This window comes from Streptomyces sp. NPDC032721 (assembly GCF_055579625.1).
In genome coordinates this window covers 1-16,450 of the sequence record NZ_JBVIMX010000048.1, presented here as the reverse complement: position 1 = coordinate 16,450, position 16,450 = coordinate 1, and the positions used below count along the sequence as shown (strand labels likewise).

Genomic DNA, 16,450 nt, shown 5'->3' with positions numbered 1-16,450 from the left:
GTTGACTTTTGGCACGCTGTTGAGTTCTCAAGGAACGGACGCTTCCTTTGTACTCACCCTCGCGGGCTTTCCTCCGGACGATTTCGTTCGGTGTTGCGTTTTGTTCTTGCGTTTCCAACCTTACCAGATCATTTCCGCGCCGTTTCCGGCTTGGTATTTGTTTCCGGTGACCGTTGGAGGGTCTTGCCTTTCGGCGTGTTCACTACTTTAGCGGCTTTTCCCGGCGACTCATAATCGAGTCGGTGGGAATGAATTCAGGCATGCCGAAATTCAGACCCGTTAGGGAAGTCGTAGTAGTGGTTGGCCGCTCCGGGGGCTGCTTGGTTCGGTCCGATGGACCGTGCCGACAGCAGTGCCCGTTTCAAGCGGCTCGGGCTACGTTAGGCGGGCGACGGGGTCGCGTCAAGTTGCACGGTTACGTGGCTTGTGGGCGCGGTACGGGCTGACCGTGGGGTCGCCGGTGATCCAGAAGCGCCAGGGGTGGACCGCTCCTTCGCCGCCCACTCCGGTGCGGGGACCGCTTTCGTGCTGGTCAGTGGGGGCCGGGGTGCCGTGCAGTACGGACAGGGGGGTGGCTCCGTCCGCACAGAGGTCGGTGCCGTCCAGGGCGCGGGTGATGTCGAGGCCGGTGGCCAGGCGGGCGGGGCCTTTGGCCAGTTCGTTGTCGTTTCGGGCTGAAAGTCGCCGTTTGCGTACGAGGTCGGCGCCCACGGTGACTTCGCCGGCGCGGAGCAGGACACCGCTCGCCTTGCCCTCCGGGCCGCACACCAGGTTGAGGCTGAACCACATTCCGTAGATGAAGTAGACGTACGCGTGTCCCGGCGGGCCGAACATCGAGGCGTTGCGGGCGGTCCTGCCCCGGTAGGCGTGGGAGCCCGGGTCGCGTTCGCCGTCGTATGCCTCTACTTCGGTGATGCGGAGTTCGACGGGTCCCTCGGGAGTGTGGCGGACCAGGGTGCGGCCCAGCAGGTCGGGGGCCACGTCCAGTACGGGTCGGGCGAAGAAGTCGCGGGTGAGCGGCGTACGGTCTGGGGTCGTCGCGATCATGCCCATCGAGGGTAGTGGAACACGGCTTGTTGGGAGCCCGCTGCCTGGGTAGGTGCGGAACCGGGCGGCCGGGTTGAGCGTTTGTACTGGTCAGGACCGAGAAATGGGGAAAGCCGTGGGATTCAAGAAGCTGCTGGCGAGCCTGGGTGCGGGTGGGGCGTCCGTCGAGACGGAGCTCACCGAGGTCAATGTCGTACCCGGTGGGGTGGTGCAGGGTGAGGTGCGGATCCAGGGCGGGTCCGTGGCGCAGCAGATCGAGGCGCTGTCCGTCGGGCTGCAGGCGCGCGTCGAGGTCGAGGGCGGCGAGCAGGAGGTCAAGCAGAACATCGAGTTCACCAAGGTGAAGCTCGGTGGGGCCTTCGAGGTGCAGGCGGGGGCACTGCACGTGGTGCCGTTGGGGCTGGACATCCCCTGGGAGACGCCGGTCACCAGCATCGCCGGGCAGCAGCTTCGCGGGATGGACATCGGGGTGACGACGGAGCTGGAGATCGCGCGGGCGGTGGACTCCGGGGACCTGGACGCGATCAACGTGCACCCGCTGCCGGCGCAGCAGGCGATCCTGGATGCCTTCGTGCACCTGGGGTTCCGCTTCAAGAGCGCGGACATGGAGCGCGGGCACATCCGGGGGACGCGGCAGAAGCTGCCGTTCTACCAGGAGATCGAGTTCCTGCCGCCGCAGCAGTACCGGGGGCTGAACCAGGTCGAGCTGACGTTCGTCGCCGACGACCGTGAGATGGACGTGATCCTGGAGATGGACCGCAAGGGCGGGATGTTCAGCGAGAGCAGCGACTCCTACCGGGCGTTCCAGGTCGGGCTGAACGACTTCCAGGGGACGGACTGGGCCGGGTACCTCAACCAGTGGCTGGCGCAGGTCGGTGGGCAGCGCAACTGGCTCTAGGGTCGACACCACGGGGTCCGCGAGAGCCCAGAGAGCAATGAGCAGGAAGGTGCTGATGTGACCGTGTCCGACGACGCCAAGAGGCCGCCGCTGCCTCATGACTTCCATCCCCCGGTGCCGGCGTTCACCGTGCTGAGCGACGACGTCGCCGAGGGCGCCGTACTGAAGGACGCACAGGTCTACGCCGAGGGGAACACATCGCCGCAGCTGCGGTGGGCGGGGTTCCCGGCGGAGACCCGGAGTTTCGCCGTGACGTGCTTCGATCCCGACGCGCCGACCGGGAGCGGTTTCTGGCACTGGACGGTCTTCGACATTCCGGTGTCGGTGACGGAGCTGCCCGCGGGTGCCGGGAGCGGGAAGTTCGAGGGGCTGCCCGAGGGTGCGCTGCAGGCGCGCAACGACTACGGGTCGAAGGACTTCGGGGGTGCCGCTCCCCCGGCGGGCGAACGGCACCGTTACGTCTTCACCGTGTACGCGGTGGACACCGAGACGCTGGGCATCGACGCGGACGCGTCGCCCGCGGTCGTCGGGTTCAACCTGCGGTTCCACACGCTCGGGCGTGCGCAGCTGGTGGCCGAGTACGAGGCTCCGGCCGAAGGCTGAGCCGCGTACGGAAAGATTCATTGGGTATTTGCCCGCTCCTGGTCTTGAAAGAGATCAGGAGCGGGCAGTTTTTGTTTGGGGGGTGTGGCGGCTCCCTGTGGGGGCGCCGTTAATACGTTGTCCGATCCGGCGCGTCCCGCGAGAGTTGATCCAAGCCCGCCACGGGGTGGGCCGGCACACGGAGGGTGGGCGGGATGCGTGACACGCTGGTTTTGAACGCGAGCTTCGAGCCACTGTCGACGGTGACTCTGAACCGTGCGGTGGTGCTTGTCCTGACGGACAAGGCCGTGGTCGAGAAGTCGCATCCCGGGCTGCGCATGCGCGCCGCCGCTGTCGATCTTCCGGTGCCGATGGTGATCCGGCTGAGCAGGTACGTACGGGTGCCGTTCCGAAGACAAGCTCCGTGGTCGAGGCGGGGGGTGTTGATACGGGACCAACACCGGTGCGCGTACTGCGGGAAACGGGCGACGACCGTGGACCACGTGGTGCCTCGGTCGCGTGGCGGTGCGGACAGCTGGCTGAACACGGTTGCCTCGTGTGCCGAGGACAACCACCGCAAGGCCGACCGGACCCCGGAGAAGGCGGGTATGCCGCTGTTGTTCGAGCCGTTCGTACCCACTCCGGCCGATGCGATGCTGCTGTCGCTGAGGGGTGCGGAGTGGGACTCGTTGCCCGACTGGCTGGCGGAGTCCGCCGCTTAGGTGGTGCGGTCCGTGGGAGAGGGAGCCCGTCTCGTGGTGGAGGCGGGCTTCTTCGCGATTCGGTGCGTCTAGTTCAGCAGGAGCTGGGTGATCGCGAGCAGGCCTACGACGACGATCACTCCGCGCAGGACCGCCGGGGGCAGTCGGCGGCCGATCTTCGCGCCGAGCTGGCCGCCGAGGGCCGAGCCGACGGCGATCAGCAGGACGGCGGTCCAGTCGACCTCGGCGACGAAGAGGAAGAAGACGGCGGCGACTCCGTTGACGACGGCGCCCAGGATGTTCTTGACGCCGTTGATGCGCTGGAGCGTGTCGTGCAGGAGGAGGCCCATGAGGGAGACGTAGAGGACGCCCTGGGCCGCGCCGAAGTAGCCGCCGTACGCACTGGCGAGGAGCAGGCCCACGAGGAGGACCGGGCCGCCGTCGGGGTGCGGGGCCGACGCGTCGCCGTTCTGCTCGCGGCGGCGCTTGAGGGCGGCGGAGAGTTTCGGCTGGAGTACGACCAGGATCAGCGCGAGGCCGATCAGTACCGGCACGATCGTGTCGAAGGCCGAGGACGGCAGGGACAGCAGCAGGATCGCGCCGATCAGTCCGCCGATCAGGGCGGTGGCGCCGAGGCGGAGGATCCGGGCGCGCTGGCCGGCCAGTTCCTTGCGGTAGCCGATGGCGCCGCTGATGGAGCCGGGGACCAGGCCGATGGTGTTGGAGACGTTGGCGACGACGGGCGGCAGGCCGGTCGCGAGGAGCACCGGGAAGGTGATGAGGGTGCCCGAGCCGACGATGGTGTTGATGGTGCCCGCGCCGATGCCCGCGGCGAAGACGGCGAGCATCTCCCAGATCGTCATGCGGTGCCCCTCCGAAAGTGATCACTGATGCGTGTGTGCAGCAGCGATCATGCCGGAGGGGCCGGTGGGTCAGTCGATGGGGGGCTGCTCCCGGCGTTCCTTGCCGTTGCCGGACTGGGAGGAACCACCGCCCATGCCGCCCATCGGGCCGAAGTTGCCCATCGCGCCGGAAAGGCCCTTGAGTGCGTCGCCGATCTCGCTGGGGACGATCCAGAGCTTGTTGGCGTCGCCCTCGGCGATCTTCGGGAGCATCTGGAGGTACTGGTAGGCAAGCAGCTTCTGGTCGGCGTCGCCGGCGTGGATGGACTCGAAGACCGTACGGATGGCCTGGGCCTCGCCCTCCGCGCGCAGGGCGGCGGCCTTGGCCTCGCCCTCGGCGCGCAGGATCGCGGACTGCTTCTCGCCCTCCGCGGTGAGGATCTGGGACTGCCGGATGCCTTCGGCGGTGAGGATCGCGGCGCGCTTGTCACGGTCGGCGCGCATCTGCTTCTCCATCGAGTCCTGGATGGAGGTCGGCGGCTCGATCGCCTTGAGCTCGACGCGGTTGACGCGGATGCCCCACTTGCCGGTGGCCTCGTCGAGGACGCCGCGCAGGGCCGCGTTGATCTCCTCGCGGGAGGTCAGGGTCCGCTCCAGGTCCATGCCGCCGATGATGTTTCGCAGGGTGGTGACGGTGAGCTGCTCGATGGCCTGAATGTAGCTGGCGACCTCGTACGTGGCGGCCCTGGCGTCGGTCACCTGGTAGTAGATGACGGTGTCGATGTTGACGACCAGGTTGTCCTGGGTGATCACCGGCTGGGGCGGGAAGGGGACGACCTGTTCACGGAGGTCGATCCGGTTGCGGATCGAGTCGATGAACGGGACGACGATGTTGAGCCCCGCGTTGAGGGTGCGGGTGTAGCGGCCGAAGCGCTCGACGATGGCGGCGCTGGCCTGCGGAATGACCTGGATCGTCTTGATCAGGGCGATGAAGACCAGCACCACCAGAATGATCAGGACGATGATGATCGATGACATCGCTTCCCCGTGCCCTTCGTGTCTCTCGGTCCTGCGGTGACGACCGAGCCTGCCGTGATGATCGAGACTGCCAGATGGCGGCGCGGTGTGCGGGGTGTTCCGGCCACCCGACTCCCTTGTGCGGGAGGGTGGTTCACGTGCGTGTTCACATGACCACGGCGGTGGCCCCGTCGATCTCGACCACGTCGACCTGTTGACCGGGTTCGAAGGTCTGGGCCGAGTCCAGCGGCCGGGCGGACCAGACTTCGCCCGCCAGTTTGATGCGGCCGCCCCCGCCGTTGTCGACCCGTTCCATGACGAGAGCCTGGCGGCCCTTCAACGCCTCGACGCCGCTGGCCAGTTGGGGCCGTTGACTGCGGTGCCGGGCGGCGATGGGCCGTACGACGAGGATGAGGGCGACCGAAACGGCCGAGAACACCAGTACCTGGGTGACGAGTGAGCCGCCCAGGTACGAGGTGAGTGCGCCTGCCAGCGCGCCGACCGCCAGCATTCCGAGTTCGGGCATCGAGGTCACGACGAGCGCGATGCCGAGCACCGCCGCGCCGATCAGCCACCAGAGCCATGCGTCCATGTCCACAACGGTCATGGTAGGGGTGGCTGGTCTGCGCGGACAGGGCGCAAAGGACGTACGTGTGGGCGCGGTTGACGTCGGCGAACCTCCGCCGGACCCGTCGCCGCTAGCTCATCGGGAGGCCCTGTGCGGTGTAGCGGTCGCCGCGGTGCTCGACGACGAGCGGGAGGCCGAAGCAGAGCGAGAGGTTGCGGGAGGTCAGCTCGGTCTCCACGGGACCCGCGGCGAGGACCTTGCCCTGGCGGATCATGAGGACGTGGGTGAAGCCCGGCGGGATCTCCTCGACATGGTGCGTCACCATGATCATCGAGGGGGCGTACGGGTCCCTGGCCAGCCGACCGAGGCGGCGGACCAGGTCCTCTCGGCCGCCCAGGTCGAGACCGGCGGCGGGCTCGTCCAGGAGGAGGAGCTCGGGGTCGGTCATCATGGCGCGGGCGATCAGGGTGCGCTTGCGCTCGCCCTCGGAGAGGGTGCCGAACCTGCGGTCCAGGTACTCGCTCATGCCGAGGCGGTCGAGGAACGCGCGGGCACGCTGCTCGTCGACCTCGTCGTAGTCCTCGTGCCAGGTGGCGGTCATGCCGTACGCGGCGGTGAGGACGGTCTCCAGGACGGTCTGCCGCTTGGGCATCTTCTCGGCCATCGCGATACCGGCCATGCCGATGCGCGGGCGGAGGTCGAAGACGTCGACCTTGCCGAGGGTCTCGCCGAGGATGGCGGCGGAGCCGCCGGAGGGGAAGAGGTAGCTGGAGGCGATGTTCAGCAGGGTGGTCTTGCCGGCGCCGTTGGGGCCGAGGATGACCCAGCGCTCGCCTTCTTTCACCGACCAGGAGACGTCGTCCACCAGAGCCCGTCCGTCGCGGACCACGGATACGTCCACCAGCTCCAGTACATCGCTCATGAGCGCGTTGTCTCCCCATGCAGTATCGAAATGTCGCCTGTGCCTGTGGGCACAGCGCCCAGGGAAAACCTACGCCACCGGTCGGACGGTCCCGTGCTTGGGACCGGTGCGTACCGGAATCTAGGCTGTCCCCATGCTCACGGAACCACGTTCAGGAATGCTTGCGGCCTGGGGAAATGCCCTGTTGGGGGGATTTGTCTCGCCGGATGACGCGGCGGTCGCGATTGTCGGGGACGACGCGGTGCACCGGGTGACCGGGCTGCCCGGGGAGTCGGGGCCGGTCGGGCTCACGCTGGCGCTGGGGCGGTTGCGGGTGCTCGGCGCGACCGGCTTCCGGGTCGCGCTGCCCGCGCCGGGGCATCCGCTGGGACTCAGCGGGCCGCCGGACTTCAACGCGCGGGCGCTGGAGGCCGAGGAGGCGGTGATCTGTACGGGGACGGCGCTGGGTCTCGTACCCGAAGTGACCGAGGCCGGGCCCCGGGGGGATGTGCACGTCGAGGTGGAGTGGGTGTGCACGGCGGTACGGGAGGCGCCGCCGGCGGACGTGCCGTCGCTCGGGGAGGCGGAGCGGGAGCTCGCGGAGGCACTGCGGGACGCGACGGCGGTGCTGGCGCGGCTCGATGTGGCCGGGTCGGGGCCGGTGGCCTCGGCGGCGATCGACGCGTACCGGGCGCGGTCGGAGGCCTCGCAGGAGGTGCTGGCTCCGGGGTATCCGGCGCGGGCGGTCCGGGTGCTGGAGATGGCCAGGCGGGTGGCGCTGGTGGTGGGGCTGGCCCAGGGGAACGGGCACGGGGGTGCGGTGAGCGCGTCGGAGATCTGGGCCCGGGCGGAGGCCTTGCGGCCGGTGGAGCGGGTGGCCCGGCGGGCGATGGTGGCGGCGTACGGGTCGGTGGTGGAGGAGCGGGCGTGAGGGGGTGGGCGTGAGGGGGCGGTGACTGCAGCCCGAAAGCCCCGCAGCAGGGGGCTGCGGGGCTTTCGGGTGGTGCGGAACTTCGGGTGGTACGGAACTTCGGGTGGTACGGGGGAAGGAGCAGCGAAGTCAGTCGTTCACGGCCTCGTTGCCGAAGGCGGGGTTCAGGCCGCCGATGAGGTTGGCCGTGTTGCCGGAGACGTTCACCGGGACGTGCACCGGGATCTCGGCGTGGTTGCCGGAGCCGACGCCCGGGGAGTTGGTGGCCGCGCCGTTGGCCTCGGCGTCGGCGAAGGCGGCACCGGCAGAGGAGCCCGCGGCGAGGCCTGCGACGGCGAGGACCAGGGCGGCCTTCTTGACAGTGTTCATGGGAAGTGTTCCTCCGGAAGTCAGCGAAACGACCCCGGGCCGCGGGGTCGCACGGTGGGTAACGGTGGGGCCGACCGGCTGACACGGGCCGGAGCACGGATGCCCCCGTACGGGCGAACAGGCGCACGGTCGGTTAACGCGCGGGGCGGGGGCCGGGCATGCGGAACGGCCCCCGGCTGATGCCGGAGGCCGTTCTCGGGACTCGGCCCCGGAGGAGGGCGGTCAGCCGTTGAAGCCGTCGTTCCCGAAGGTCGGGTTGAGGGCGCCGATGACGGAGACGGTGTTGCCGACCGCGTTCACCGGGACGTGCACGGGGGCCTGGACCAGGTTGCCGGAGCCGACGCCCGGCGACTGGACGGCCTTGCCGTTGGCCTCGGCACCGCTGTGACCGGTGGCGGAGGCGGCACCGGCACCAGCGGCGACGAGCCCACCGGCGACCAGGGTGATGGCGGCAGCCTTCTTCAGGTTCTTCACTTCAGGTTCCTCCTAGCAATGGCCACGGCCAGCCGCCGCAGCACGCCATGAAGAACGGCCCGCCGCCGATCCGGTTGCGCCATCCGGCGTACTTACACCCGACGGTATGAATCTCAGACCGGAGGACGACGGTCCGCTTTCGCCCCGGTCAGGGCCCGTCTCAGTCCGTCAGACCATGTCGGACGGCCCAGAGCGCCGCCTGGGTGCGGTCGGCGAGGTCCAGCTTCATCAGGATGTTCGAGACGTGCGTCTTGACGGTCTTCTCGGAGAGGACGAGGGCGCGGGCGATCTCCCGGTTGGAGCGGCCGTCCGCGATGAGGGCCAGCACCTCGCGCTCGCGGTCGGTCAGGGAGCCGCTCCGGCCCTGTCCGCTGTGCGGGTCGTCCTGGGCGAGGAGTGCTCCGGCGACCTCCGGCTGGAGGAGTACGTGGCCGGCGTGGACCGAGCGGATGGCGCCGGCCAGGGCCTCCGGGTCGACGTCCTTGTAGACGTACCCCGAGGCACCTGCCCGCAGGGCGGGGACCACCGTGCGCTGCTCGGTGAAGCTGGTGACGATCAGCACCCTGGCCGGGTTGGCGAGTTCGCGGAGCTTGCGCAGGGCCTCGATGCCGTCGGTGCCGGGCATCTTGATGTCCATCAGGACGACGTCGGGGCGCAGGGCCTCCGCCTGGGCGACGCCCTCGGCGCCGTCGCCGGCCTCGCCGACGACCTCTATGTCGTCCTGGATCTCCAGGAAGGTGCGCAGTCCCCGGCGTACGACCTGGTGGTCGTCGACCAGGAGGACGCGGATGCGGGGTTTCGCCGCGTCCCGGGGCGGGGTGTCCCCGGTCGGGGCGTGGTTGCCGGGCTCAGGCACCGGGGGCCTCCATTGTGATCGTGGTGCCCTTGCCGGGCGCCGATTCCACCGTCAGGCTGCCGCCGATCCCGTTCGCACGGGCGCCCATCGAGACCAGGCCGAGGTGGCGGCCCGCCCGGCGTACCCCGACAGGTTCGAAGCCCGAGCCGTTGTCGGCCACGGAGAGGCGGACGGCTGCGTCCCGCTTCTCCAGTACGACGTCGACGCGGGTGGCGCCGGAGTGGCGCAGGGCGTTGTGCAGGGCTTCCTGGGCGACGCGCAGGAACGCTTCCTCCTGGGCCGCCGGGAGGGCCCGCACGCCGCAGCTGTCGAAGACCACGTGGGCGCTGTGGGCGCGGTCCATGACCTGGATCTGGGTACGGAGGGTGGCGACGAGCCCGTCCTCGTCGAGGGCGGCGGGGCGCAGCTCGACGACGGCGGCGCGCAGTTCGTCGGCGGCCTCGGCGGCGAGGGCTGCCACCTGGTGGAGCTCGTCCTTGGCGCGGGCGGGGTCCCGGTCGACGAGGGCGGTGGCGGCCTGGGCGGTGAGACGGAGCGAGAAGAGCTTCTGGCTGACGGCGTCGTGCAGCTCGTGGGCGAGGCGGGAGCGTTCCTCGGCGATGGTGAGCTCGCGGCTGCGCTCGTACAGGCGGGCGTTGTTCAGGGCGATGGCGGCGTGCTGGGCCAGGATCGTCAGCAGGTCCTCGTCGGCGGCGGTGAAGCCGCAGCCGCCCTCGGGCTTGGGGCAGCGCTTGTTGGCGAGGAAGAGCGCGCCGATGACCTCGTCGCCGTCGCGGATGGGCAGGCCCAGGAAGTCCGACATGTCGGGGTGGGCGCTCGGCCAGCCCTCGAAGCGGGGGTCCTTGGTGACGTCGGCCAGGCGCTCGGTCTCGTTGCCGTGCAGCATCGCGGCGAGGATGCCGTGCTGGCGGGGCAGCGGGCCGATGGCCTTCCACTGTTCGTCGCTGACGCCGTCGACGACGAACTGGGCGAAGCCGCCGTGGTCGTCGGGGACGCCGAGGGCCGCGTACTCGGCGTCGAGGAGCTCGCGGGCGGAGGCGACGATCGTCTTGAGTACGTCGCGGACCTCCAGGTGGCGGCTCATGGCCAGGAGGGCGGTGCTGATGGCGGCGAGGCCGGCGTTCGGCGGTGCGGGTCGGGGCCTGGTCATGCGGTCACCGTACCGGCGGGGGCCGGCCGGGGGCATCGGGCCCGGGACTCGGGCGGCGGGACCGGGGACCTAGGTCTGGGGGCGGGTGGAGGGGGCGGCTCGGGGCGGCTCTGGGCCGAGGTGCGTGTGAAGGGCGGCCCGGTTGTTCACCATGAGATTTGCTCCGGTGACTTTGGGTGAGGTTGTTACACGGTCGATGTGAGGCCGGGCATAGGACGCAGATCACTTACGAAGCTGCGTAGTCGAGGGTTAAAGGCTGTGTGAGCGGGCGCTGCGGGGGTACGGGGTGGGGTTGCCCGACCCCGCTTCCACTATCCGGCTTCGTACGTCACACCTTTGCCTGGCGATTTTGCGGACGCTAACAATGGCTGCCGTCGCGGAGTCCGCGGCGCTTCCCCGTCCGAGAGGTACGTCTGCATGTCCGCCAAGCCTGGCCATAGTCGCCTGACCAAGACCCACCGGGTCTCGATCGCCGGTGTCGCCGCACTCGGCGTCGCTTCCCTCACGCTGACCCTCCTGCCCGGCGGCGGTTCCGCCGAGGCCGAGGGCACGCAGGACAAGGACATGGCAACGGTCGCGATGGTCGCCTCCCAGGGCAGCAGCACCGCGAAGGAAAGCATCGCCAGGCAGCACGCCGCGGCCGACAAGCAGGTCAAGGACGCCGCTGCCGCCAAGGCGAAGGCCGAGGCCGAGAAGGTCAAGAAGGCGCAGAAGGCCAAGGCCGAGGCGGACGCGAAGAAGCGCGCCGAGGCCAAGGAGGCCGCGAGCCGTGCCGCCGCCCGCAAGCCGGTCTACACGAACAACCTCGACGGCTGGATCCGTGAGGCGCTCGACATCATGAAGGCGAAGGGCATCCCGGGTTCGTACGACGGGCTGCACCGCAACATCATGCGCGAGTCCACCGGCAACCCCCGTGCCATGAACGGCTGGGACATCAACGCCCAGAACGGCACCCCGTCGATCGGCCTGCTCCAGGTCATCCAGCCGACGTTCAACGCGTACCACGTGCCGGGCACCGACCACGACATCTACGACCCGGTCTCCAACATCACCGCCGCGGCCAACTACGCCGCCGACCGCTACGGCTCCATCGACAACGTCAACGGCGCCTACTGACGGACCCGTACAGACGCGTGAAGGGCGGCACCCCCGATGGGGTGCCGCCCTTCACGCGTTCTTGCTACCGGGTCACTTGCGCATGACCTCGGGCTCGTGCCGGCGCAGCAGGCGCGCGACGGCGAAGCCGCAGATCACGCCGAGGGCCAGCAGGACCGCGATGTTGATGCCCCACTGGCTCGCGGTGTGCTCCCACAGCGGGTCGAGGTCGGTGGGGTTCTTCTGGTCCCACGGCGGCATCAGGTGGCCGAGGTCCAGCGTCGTACCGGCGGCGCCGATGGCCCAGCGGGACGGCATCAGCCAGGCGAACTGCTCCAGGCCGACCTGTCCGTACACCTTGAACAGGATGCCGGTGAAGACGACCTGGACGATCGCGAACATGACCAGCAGCGGCATCGTCTTCTCGGAGGTCTTCACCAGCGAGGAGATGACCAGGCCGAACATCATCGAGGTGAAGCCGAGCGCGATCACGGAGACGCAGATCTCCGCCGCGGGGGGCATGATCAGGCCTTCCGCCGGGAGGTCCCGGGTGGAGAAGCCGATGGCGCAGATGATGACGCCCTGGATGGCCGTGATCACGCCGAGGACGATGACCTTGGACATCAGGTAGGCGGAGCGGGAGAGGCCGGTGGCCCGTTCGCGCTCGTAGATCACCCGTTCCTTGATCAGCTCTCGGACCGAGTTCGCGGCGCCGGAGAAGCACATGCCGACCGCGAGGATCAGCATGATGGTTCCCGCGTCGCCGTTGAACCGGGACGGCGGCTTGGGCGGGCCGAGACCGAAGTCGGCCGGGATGACGACGCTGACCAGGCCGAGGACGGCCGGCAGGATCACCATCAGGCCCATGAAGCCCTTGTCCGACGCGATGACGGAGACGTACCGCCTGATCAGCGTGATCAGCTGGGCGCCCCAGCCCTGCGGCTTCGGCGGGCGCATCTGCTGCGGCGGCGGCATGTGTACGGACTGGGCGGCGACGGCGTCGATGTCCGCGGCGTACATCTGGTAGTGCTGCGAACCGCGCCAGCGGCCCGCCCAGTCGTAGTCGCGGTAGTTCTCGAAGGCGGAGAAGACGTCGGCCCAGGTGCTGTAGCCGAAGAAGTTGAGGGCTTCCTCCGGCGGACCGAAGTACGCCACGGAGCCGCCGGGCGCCATCACCAGGAGCTTGTCGCAGATGGCGAGCTCGGCCACCGAGTGGGTGACCACGAGGACCGTGCGGCCGTCGTCGGCGAGGCCGCGCAGCAGCTGCATGACGTCGCGGTCCATGCCCGGGTCGAGGCCCGAGGTCGGCTCGTCGAGGAAGATCAGCGACGGCTTGGTCAGCAGCTCCAGGGCGACCGAGACGCGCTTGCGCTGGCCACCGGAGAGGGAGGTGACCTTCTTCTCCTTGTGGATGTCCAGCTTGAGCTCGCCGAGGACCTCGTCGATCCGCTGGTTGCGCTCCGCCTCGGAGGTGTCCGCGGGGAAGCGCAGCTTGGCGGCGTACTTGAGGGCCTTCTTGACGGTCAGTTCCTTGTGCAGGATGTCGTCCTGCGGGACCAGACCGATGCGCTGGCGCAGCTCGGCGAACTGCTTGTAGAGGTTCCGGTTGTCGTAGAGGACGTCGCCCTTGTTGGCGGGCCGGTAACCGGTGAGCGCCTTGAGGAGGGTCGACTTTCCGGAGCCGGAGGGGCCGATGACCGCGATGAGGGACTTCTCGGGGACGCCGAAGGAGACGTCCTTGAGGATGTCCTTGCCACCGTCGACCGTCACCGTGAGGTGGCGGGCGGAGAAGGAGACCTCACCGGTGTCGACGAACTCTTCGAGCCGGTCGCCGACGACGCGGAAGGTGGAGTGGCCGACGCCGACGATGTCGTTGGGACCCAGCAGGGCCGTGCCCGACTTCTGCATCGGCTGGCCGTTGATGTACGTGCCGTTGTGCGAGCCGAGGTCGCGGATCTCCATGCGGCCGTCGGGCGTCGAGTGGAACTCGGCGTGCAGCCGGGAGACCTGGAGGTCGGAGACGACCAGTTCGTTCTCCAGCGCACGGCCGATGCGCATGACCCGGCCCAGTGCCATCTGGTGGAACGTGGTCGGGCTGCGGTCGCCGTACACCGGCGGGGCCCCCGCGGCGCCGCCGGACTGACCGCTGCCCTGTGCGGGCACCTGGCCCTGGGCTGCGGGCTGCTGCTGGCGCCAGGACGGCTGCTGCTGTGCCTGCTGCGGCGGCTGACCCTGCTGGTGCTGGGGCGGCTGCTGCTGCCAGCTCGGCTGCTGAGGCTGCTGCGGCGGCGCCCCCTGCGGGGACTGCTGCCAGCTCTGCGGCTGGGCCTGCGGTGCGGCCTGCTGGTGCGAGGGCTGCGGCTGCTGTGCCTGCTGCGGCACGGCGCCCGCGCCGGCCCCTGCTCCCGACCCCGCTCCCGTGAGGATCAGCTGCGGACCATCGGTGGCATTGCCCAGGTGTACGTCGGATCCCGGGCCGATCTCCGTGTGGTGGACGCGCTGGCCCTGCACGTACGTGCCGTTGGTGCTGCCGTGGTCTTCGATCACCCAGCTACGGCCGCCCCAGCTGATTGAGGCGTGCCGCCACGACACCCTGGCGTCGTCTATGACCACGTCGCCCTGAGGGTCGCGACCAAGGGTGTACGACCGGGACGAATCGAGCGTCCAGGTCCTTCCATTCAATTCCAGTACGAGTTCCGGCACTCCATGCCCCACTAGTTGTCCCCCGTAGTTACGCCCGTCACCGGGAGTCTAGGGATGGTGAACATCGGGGGGAACTATTTCAGGCTCCGGCTCGAATACGAAAGTCGGGCCATGTGAGAAGGGGGTGCGCACGGCCGGTGCGCGCCCGTTGACTCAGCCGAAACACCCTCGGAGAGTGGTAAGCGCCCATGAGTGCGTATGTCTCCGTACGGATCATGCGCGAGCTGGGCAACTGGGACGTACCGGTACAGATCGGGTGGCCAGATGGATGCGAACGGCCGGGTCGGGGTGCGGTGGGGCGATGTCCTGCTGGCCTCAATTGCCTCTGTGAGCTGGGCTTTGGCGGGAATGGCGGGGACCGCCGCGCTGGGCCTGCATCTTCTGGGGGCGGATGCCGCCGGTTCGTTACGGCCGCTGACCGCGGCCGTCGTCGTCCTCGCGGTGGGCGGCTCCGTCACCCCGACCGGCAACGTCTCGGCCTTCGGAATCGAGGGCGCCGCGGCGCGAACGGCCGTCGATATTGCGCCACTTGGGGTGGGTCTGGTAGGCGCGCTGCTGCTCGCGTTCTTCTTCCTGCGCTCACTGAAGAGCGCAGGGAAACAGATTCCGGGTACCGAACTGGCGGTGCGGGCGGGCTCGGTGGTGGCCCTGTTCCTCGTCACTCTGGGTGGTCTCGCATGGGCGGGTCACGACGTCATCACAATTGACGGCGGGAAGCTCGGACTCGACAAAATTCCCGGAAATGATCTTCCCGGCGGTATCGCGGACCAGCTTCCGGACTCGCTCGGAGATCTCGGCGGACTGCTGCCCGACCGGATCTCCGATCTGGTGGATGCGAAGGCAACGGTCGGATTCGGTGTCAATACCGGGGACTCGTTGATCGGCGGTGCGGTGTGGGTGGTGGGGGTGCTGCTGATCGCGCTGCTCGCCTCGCGCCGGACGCCGCTGCCGCGCAGCTGGGACGCGGTGCACCGGGTGCTGCGGCCGGCCGCGTCGGCGCTGGTGTCGGTGTTCCTGGTGGCGGTGCTCGCGGGTGTGGTGGCGGCCGGGTACGCGGCGATCGGGGACGACCATCCGGGGCGGGTGCTGGGCGCGGCACTGCTCGGGGCGCCGAACGGGGTGTGGCTGGCGATTCCGCTGGGGCTGTTCGTGCCGTGGGAGGGGCATGCGACGGGGCAGCTGGTGAACGTGCTGCCGGCACCCTTCGACGAGCTGCTGTCCGGGTCGGGTGACCGGCAGCTGACGGTGTCCCGGCTCGCGGAGCTGGACGGGCGGGTGTGGCTGCTGGCCGTCGCCGTCGTGGTGATGATGCTGTACGCCGGTGTGCTCGCGGCCGCGCGGACGCCGCGCGACGGCCTTTCGGTGGCGGGGTACGCGGGGCAGTGCGCGGTGGCGTTGGGTGCGGTGGCCGGGGTGGGGCTGCCGTTGCTGGTGTGGCTGACGGGGGTGTCGGCGGACGCGTCGCTCTCGGTGCTGGGCTTCGACGCCTTCGGGGCGGGGATCTCGCTGCGCGGGAACATGGCGATGGCGTTGCTGCTCGGGGTGGCGTGGGGGGCGGCGGCCGGAGCGCTCGGGGCGGTGCTGGCGTGCGCGACGGGGGCGGCGGGGAGCCGGGCGGCGGTGCTGGCGCGGCCTTGGACGGGGGTGCCGGGGCGGGGGGACCGGACGTATCCGGATCTGGCGTACGTGCCGGGGCCGTACAACCCCTCGCCGCAGGGGTACGGGGGCGGTGTGCCGGACGGGGGGAATCCGTATCTGCGGGAGGAAGGGCGCGGCTCGACGTCAGGGGCCGGGACCGGGGCGGGGGCCGGGGCCGGGCCCGGTTCCGGGGGGACTCCCCCGCCGGCCGGGTCCCTGGGGTCGGTGCCGCACCGGAAGACGAAGGACGGGAGGCATGCGGCGCCGACGATCACGGGGGTTCCTTCGCCACCGGTACCGCCGCCGGCGGCGGCAGGCCGGGGACGGAGGGGGGAGGTTTCGCCTCAGCCGCCGCCTCCGCCGCCGCCGCCGTCGGAGGAAGGTCCGCCGCCGCCGGGGCGGCCGGGGCGGAGGTAGGTCTCGGGGGATGCACTTTCCCGCTGCGGCGGGGCCGCGTGAGGTTCGGCGGTGTCGCGCCTGCGGCGGGCGAGTGCCCCTCCCCGCCCCTTCCCACTGCGCTGGATTTGCGGCTGCCGCCCCGTGGCGCTTCAAGCGTTCGGCGGTGTCGCGCCTGCGGCGGGCAGATGCCCCTCCCCGCCCCTTCCCTAAACCGCTCCGCGGGGCCAGGGGTTGTTAGCAGCGGGTCGAGTGTGGTTGCTCGCGCAGTTCCCCGCGCCC

Annotated in this window: 17 protein-coding genes; 7 read left to right on the top strand and 10 right to left on the bottom strand. The window is 69.8% G+C overall.

Features of this window, described 5'->3' with window-relative positions; translation table 11 throughout:
- The coding region (locus tag ACZ5PB_RS42940; protein ID WP_468699132.1) for a hypothetical protein at positions 1–234 on the top strand (234 nt) is incomplete at its 5' end.
- 168 nt (positions 235–402) lie between these two features.
- Here ACZ5PB_RS42940 and ACZ5PB_RS42935 read toward each other — a convergent pair.
- A complete protein-coding gene (locus ACZ5PB_RS42935) occupies positions 403–1,044 on the bottom strand; it encodes a DNA-3-methyladenine glycosylase (RefSeq protein ID WP_468699138.1) in 642 nt (213 codons plus the stop codon).
- 118 nt (positions 1,045–1,162) lie between these two features.
- Here ACZ5PB_RS42935 and ACZ5PB_RS42930 point away from each other — a divergent pair, with 118 nt between their 5' ends.
- The 3 genes from ACZ5PB_RS42930 to ACZ5PB_RS42920 all read left to right on the top strand — a co-directional run bounded on the left by ACZ5PB_RS42930 (position 1,163) and on the right by ACZ5PB_RS42920 (position 3,249).
- A complete protein-coding gene (locus tag ACZ5PB_RS42930; protein WP_468699136.1) occupies positions 1,163–1,945 on the top strand; it encodes a sporulation protein in 783 nt (260 codons plus the stop codon).
- A gap of 63 nt (positions 1,946–2,008) precedes the next feature.
- On the top strand, positions 2,009–2,548 hold the full coding sequence (locus ACZ5PB_RS42925; protein WP_468699134.1) for a YbhB/YbcL family Raf kinase inhibitor-like protein: 540 nt from the start codon (positions 2,009–2,011) through the stop codon (positions 2,546–2,548).
- A gap of 194 nt (positions 2,549–2,742) precedes the next feature.
- Positions 2,743–3,249, top strand: coding sequence for an HNH endonuclease (locus tag ACZ5PB_RS42920; RefSeq protein ID WP_468699130.1), 507 nt, complete (start codon positions 2,743–2,745; stop codon positions 3,247–3,249).
- Positions 3,250–3,317: 68 nt separating this feature from the next.
- Here the strand turns inward: ACZ5PB_RS42920 and ACZ5PB_RS42915 are convergent, their stop codons facing one another.
- The 4 genes from ACZ5PB_RS42915 to ACZ5PB_RS42900 form a co-directional block, all read right to left on the bottom strand.
- Complete coding sequence (locus tag ACZ5PB_RS42915) at positions 3,318–4,091, bottom strand: sulfite exporter TauE/SafE family protein (protein WP_468699129.1); 774 nt, start codon at positions 4,089–4,091, stop codon at positions 3,318–3,320.
- A gap of 69 nt (positions 4,092–4,160) precedes the next feature.
- Positions 4,161–5,108, bottom strand: a complete 948-nt coding sequence (locus ACZ5PB_RS42910) for an SPFH domain-containing protein (RefSeq protein ID WP_468699127.1) — start codon at positions 5,106–5,108, stop codon at positions 4,161–4,163.
- Positions 5,109–5,253: 145 nt separating this feature from the next.
- Positions 5,254–5,679, bottom strand: a complete 426-nt coding sequence (locus ACZ5PB_RS42905; RefSeq protein ID WP_468699126.1) for an NfeD family protein — start codon at positions 5,677–5,679, stop codon at positions 5,254–5,256.
- A gap of 106 nt (positions 5,680–5,785) precedes the next feature.
- Positions 5,786–6,577 carry an ABC transporter ATP-binding protein gene (locus tag ACZ5PB_RS42900; protein WP_468699124.1) on the bottom strand — a complete coding sequence of 264 codons (792 nt, stop codon included), beginning with the start codon at positions 6,575–6,577 and terminating at the stop codon, positions 5,786–5,788.
- A gap of 133 nt (positions 6,578–6,710) precedes the next feature.
- Here ACZ5PB_RS42900 and ACZ5PB_RS42895 point away from each other — a divergent pair, with 133 nt between their 5' ends.
- Positions 6,711–7,487 carry a hypothetical protein gene (locus tag ACZ5PB_RS42895; RefSeq protein WP_468699123.1) on the top strand — a complete coding sequence of 259 codons (777 nt, stop codon included), beginning with the start codon at positions 6,711–6,713 and terminating at the stop codon, positions 7,485–7,487.
- 129 nt (positions 7,488–7,616) lie between these two features.
- Here ACZ5PB_RS42895 and ACZ5PB_RS42890 read toward each other — a convergent pair whose 3' ends face one another.
- The 4 genes from ACZ5PB_RS42890 to ACZ5PB_RS42875 all read right to left on the bottom strand — a co-directional run bounded on the left by ACZ5PB_RS42890 (position 7,617) and on the right by ACZ5PB_RS42875 (position 10,336).
- Positions 7,617–7,856 (bottom strand): chaplin, encoded by a 240-nt coding sequence (locus ACZ5PB_RS42890; RefSeq protein ID WP_468699121.1) that lies wholly within the window; start codon positions 7,854–7,856, stop codon positions 7,617–7,619.
- 222 nt (positions 7,857–8,078) lie between these two features.
- The gene (locus ACZ5PB_RS42885; protein WP_468699119.1) at positions 8,079–8,330 is read right to left on the bottom strand and encodes a chaplin; all 252 of its coding nucleotides are present in this window, start codon (positions 8,328–8,330) and stop codon (positions 8,079–8,081) included.
- 160 nt (positions 8,331–8,490) lie between these two features.
- Positions 8,491–9,120, bottom strand: a complete 630-nt coding sequence (locus ACZ5PB_RS42880) for a response regulator (RefSeq protein WP_468699133.1) — start codon at positions 9,118–9,120, stop codon at positions 8,491–8,493.
- A 58-nt stretch (positions 9,121–9,178) separates the two neighbouring features.
- Positions 9,179–10,336 (bottom strand): GAF domain-containing sensor histidine kinase, encoded by a 1,158-nt coding sequence (locus tag ACZ5PB_RS42875; protein WP_468699118.1) that lies wholly within the window; start codon positions 10,334–10,336, stop codon positions 9,179–9,181.
- 417 nt (positions 10,337–10,753) lie between these two features.
- Here ACZ5PB_RS42875 and ACZ5PB_RS42870 point away from each other — a divergent pair, with 417 nt between their 5' ends.
- Positions 10,754–11,452, top strand: a complete 699-nt coding sequence (locus tag ACZ5PB_RS42870; RefSeq protein ID WP_468699116.1) for a transglycosylase SLT domain-containing protein — start codon at positions 10,754–10,756, stop codon at positions 11,450–11,452.
- A gap of 72 nt (positions 11,453–11,524) precedes the next feature.
- Here ACZ5PB_RS42870 and ACZ5PB_RS42865 read toward each other — a convergent pair whose 3' ends face one another.
- Complete coding sequence (locus tag ACZ5PB_RS42865; RefSeq protein WP_468699115.1) at positions 11,525–14,134, bottom strand: ABC transporter ATP-binding protein/permease; 2,610 nt, start codon at positions 14,132–14,134, stop codon at positions 11,525–11,527.
- Between the two features lie 264 nt (positions 14,135–14,398).
- Here ACZ5PB_RS42865 and ACZ5PB_RS42860 point away from each other — a divergent pair, with 264 nt between their 5' ends.
- Positions 14,399–16,189: a streptophobe family protein gene (locus ACZ5PB_RS42860; protein WP_468699114.1), complete on the top strand. Its 1,791-nt coding sequence runs from the start codon at positions 14,399–14,401 to the stop codon at positions 16,187–16,189.
- The last annotated feature ends 261 nt before the right edge of the window (positions 16,190–16,450 follow it).

Excerpts from the sequence above, each read along its gene's own strand:
- ACZ5PB_RS42915 (WP_468699129.1), bottom strand. The coding sequence starts at position 4,091 with ATGACGATCTGGGAGATGCTCGCCGTCTTCGCCGCGGGCATCGGCGCG.
- ACZ5PB_RS42875 (WP_468699118.1), bottom strand. The coding sequence starts at position 10,336 with ATGACCAGGCCCCGACCCGCACCGCCGAACGCCGGCCTCGCCGCCATC.
- ACZ5PB_RS42870 (WP_468699116.1), top strand. The coding sequence starts at position 10,754 with ATGTCCGCCAAGCCTGGCCATAGTCGCCTGACCAAGACCCACCGGGTC.
- ACZ5PB_RS42860 (WP_468699114.1), top strand. The coding sequence starts at position 14,399 with ATGGATGCGAACGGCCGGGTCGGGGTGCGGTGGGGCGATGTCCTGCTG.
- ACZ5PB_RS42910 (WP_468699127.1), bottom strand. The coding sequence starts at position 5,108 with ATGTCATCGATCATCATCGTCCTGATCATTCTGGTGGTGCTGGTCTTC.
- ACZ5PB_RS42920 (WP_468699130.1), top strand. The coding sequence starts at position 2,743 with ATGCGTGACACGCTGGTTTTGAACGCGAGCTTCGAGCCACTGTCGACG.
- ACZ5PB_RS42905 (WP_468699126.1), bottom strand. The coding sequence starts at position 5,679 with ATGGACGCATGGCTCTGGTGGCTGATCGGCGCGGCGGTGCTCGGCATC.
- ACZ5PB_RS42890 (WP_468699121.1), bottom strand. The coding sequence starts at position 7,856 with ATGAACACTGTCAAGAAGGCCGCCCTGGTCCTCGCCGTCGCAGGCCTC.
- ACZ5PB_RS42900 (WP_468699124.1), bottom strand. The coding sequence starts at position 6,577 with ATGAGCGATGTACTGGAGCTGGTGGACGTATCCGTGGTCCGCGACGGA.
- ACZ5PB_RS42895 (WP_468699123.1), top strand. The coding sequence starts at position 6,711 with ATGCTCACGGAACCACGTTCAGGAATGCTTGCGGCCTGGGGAAATGCC.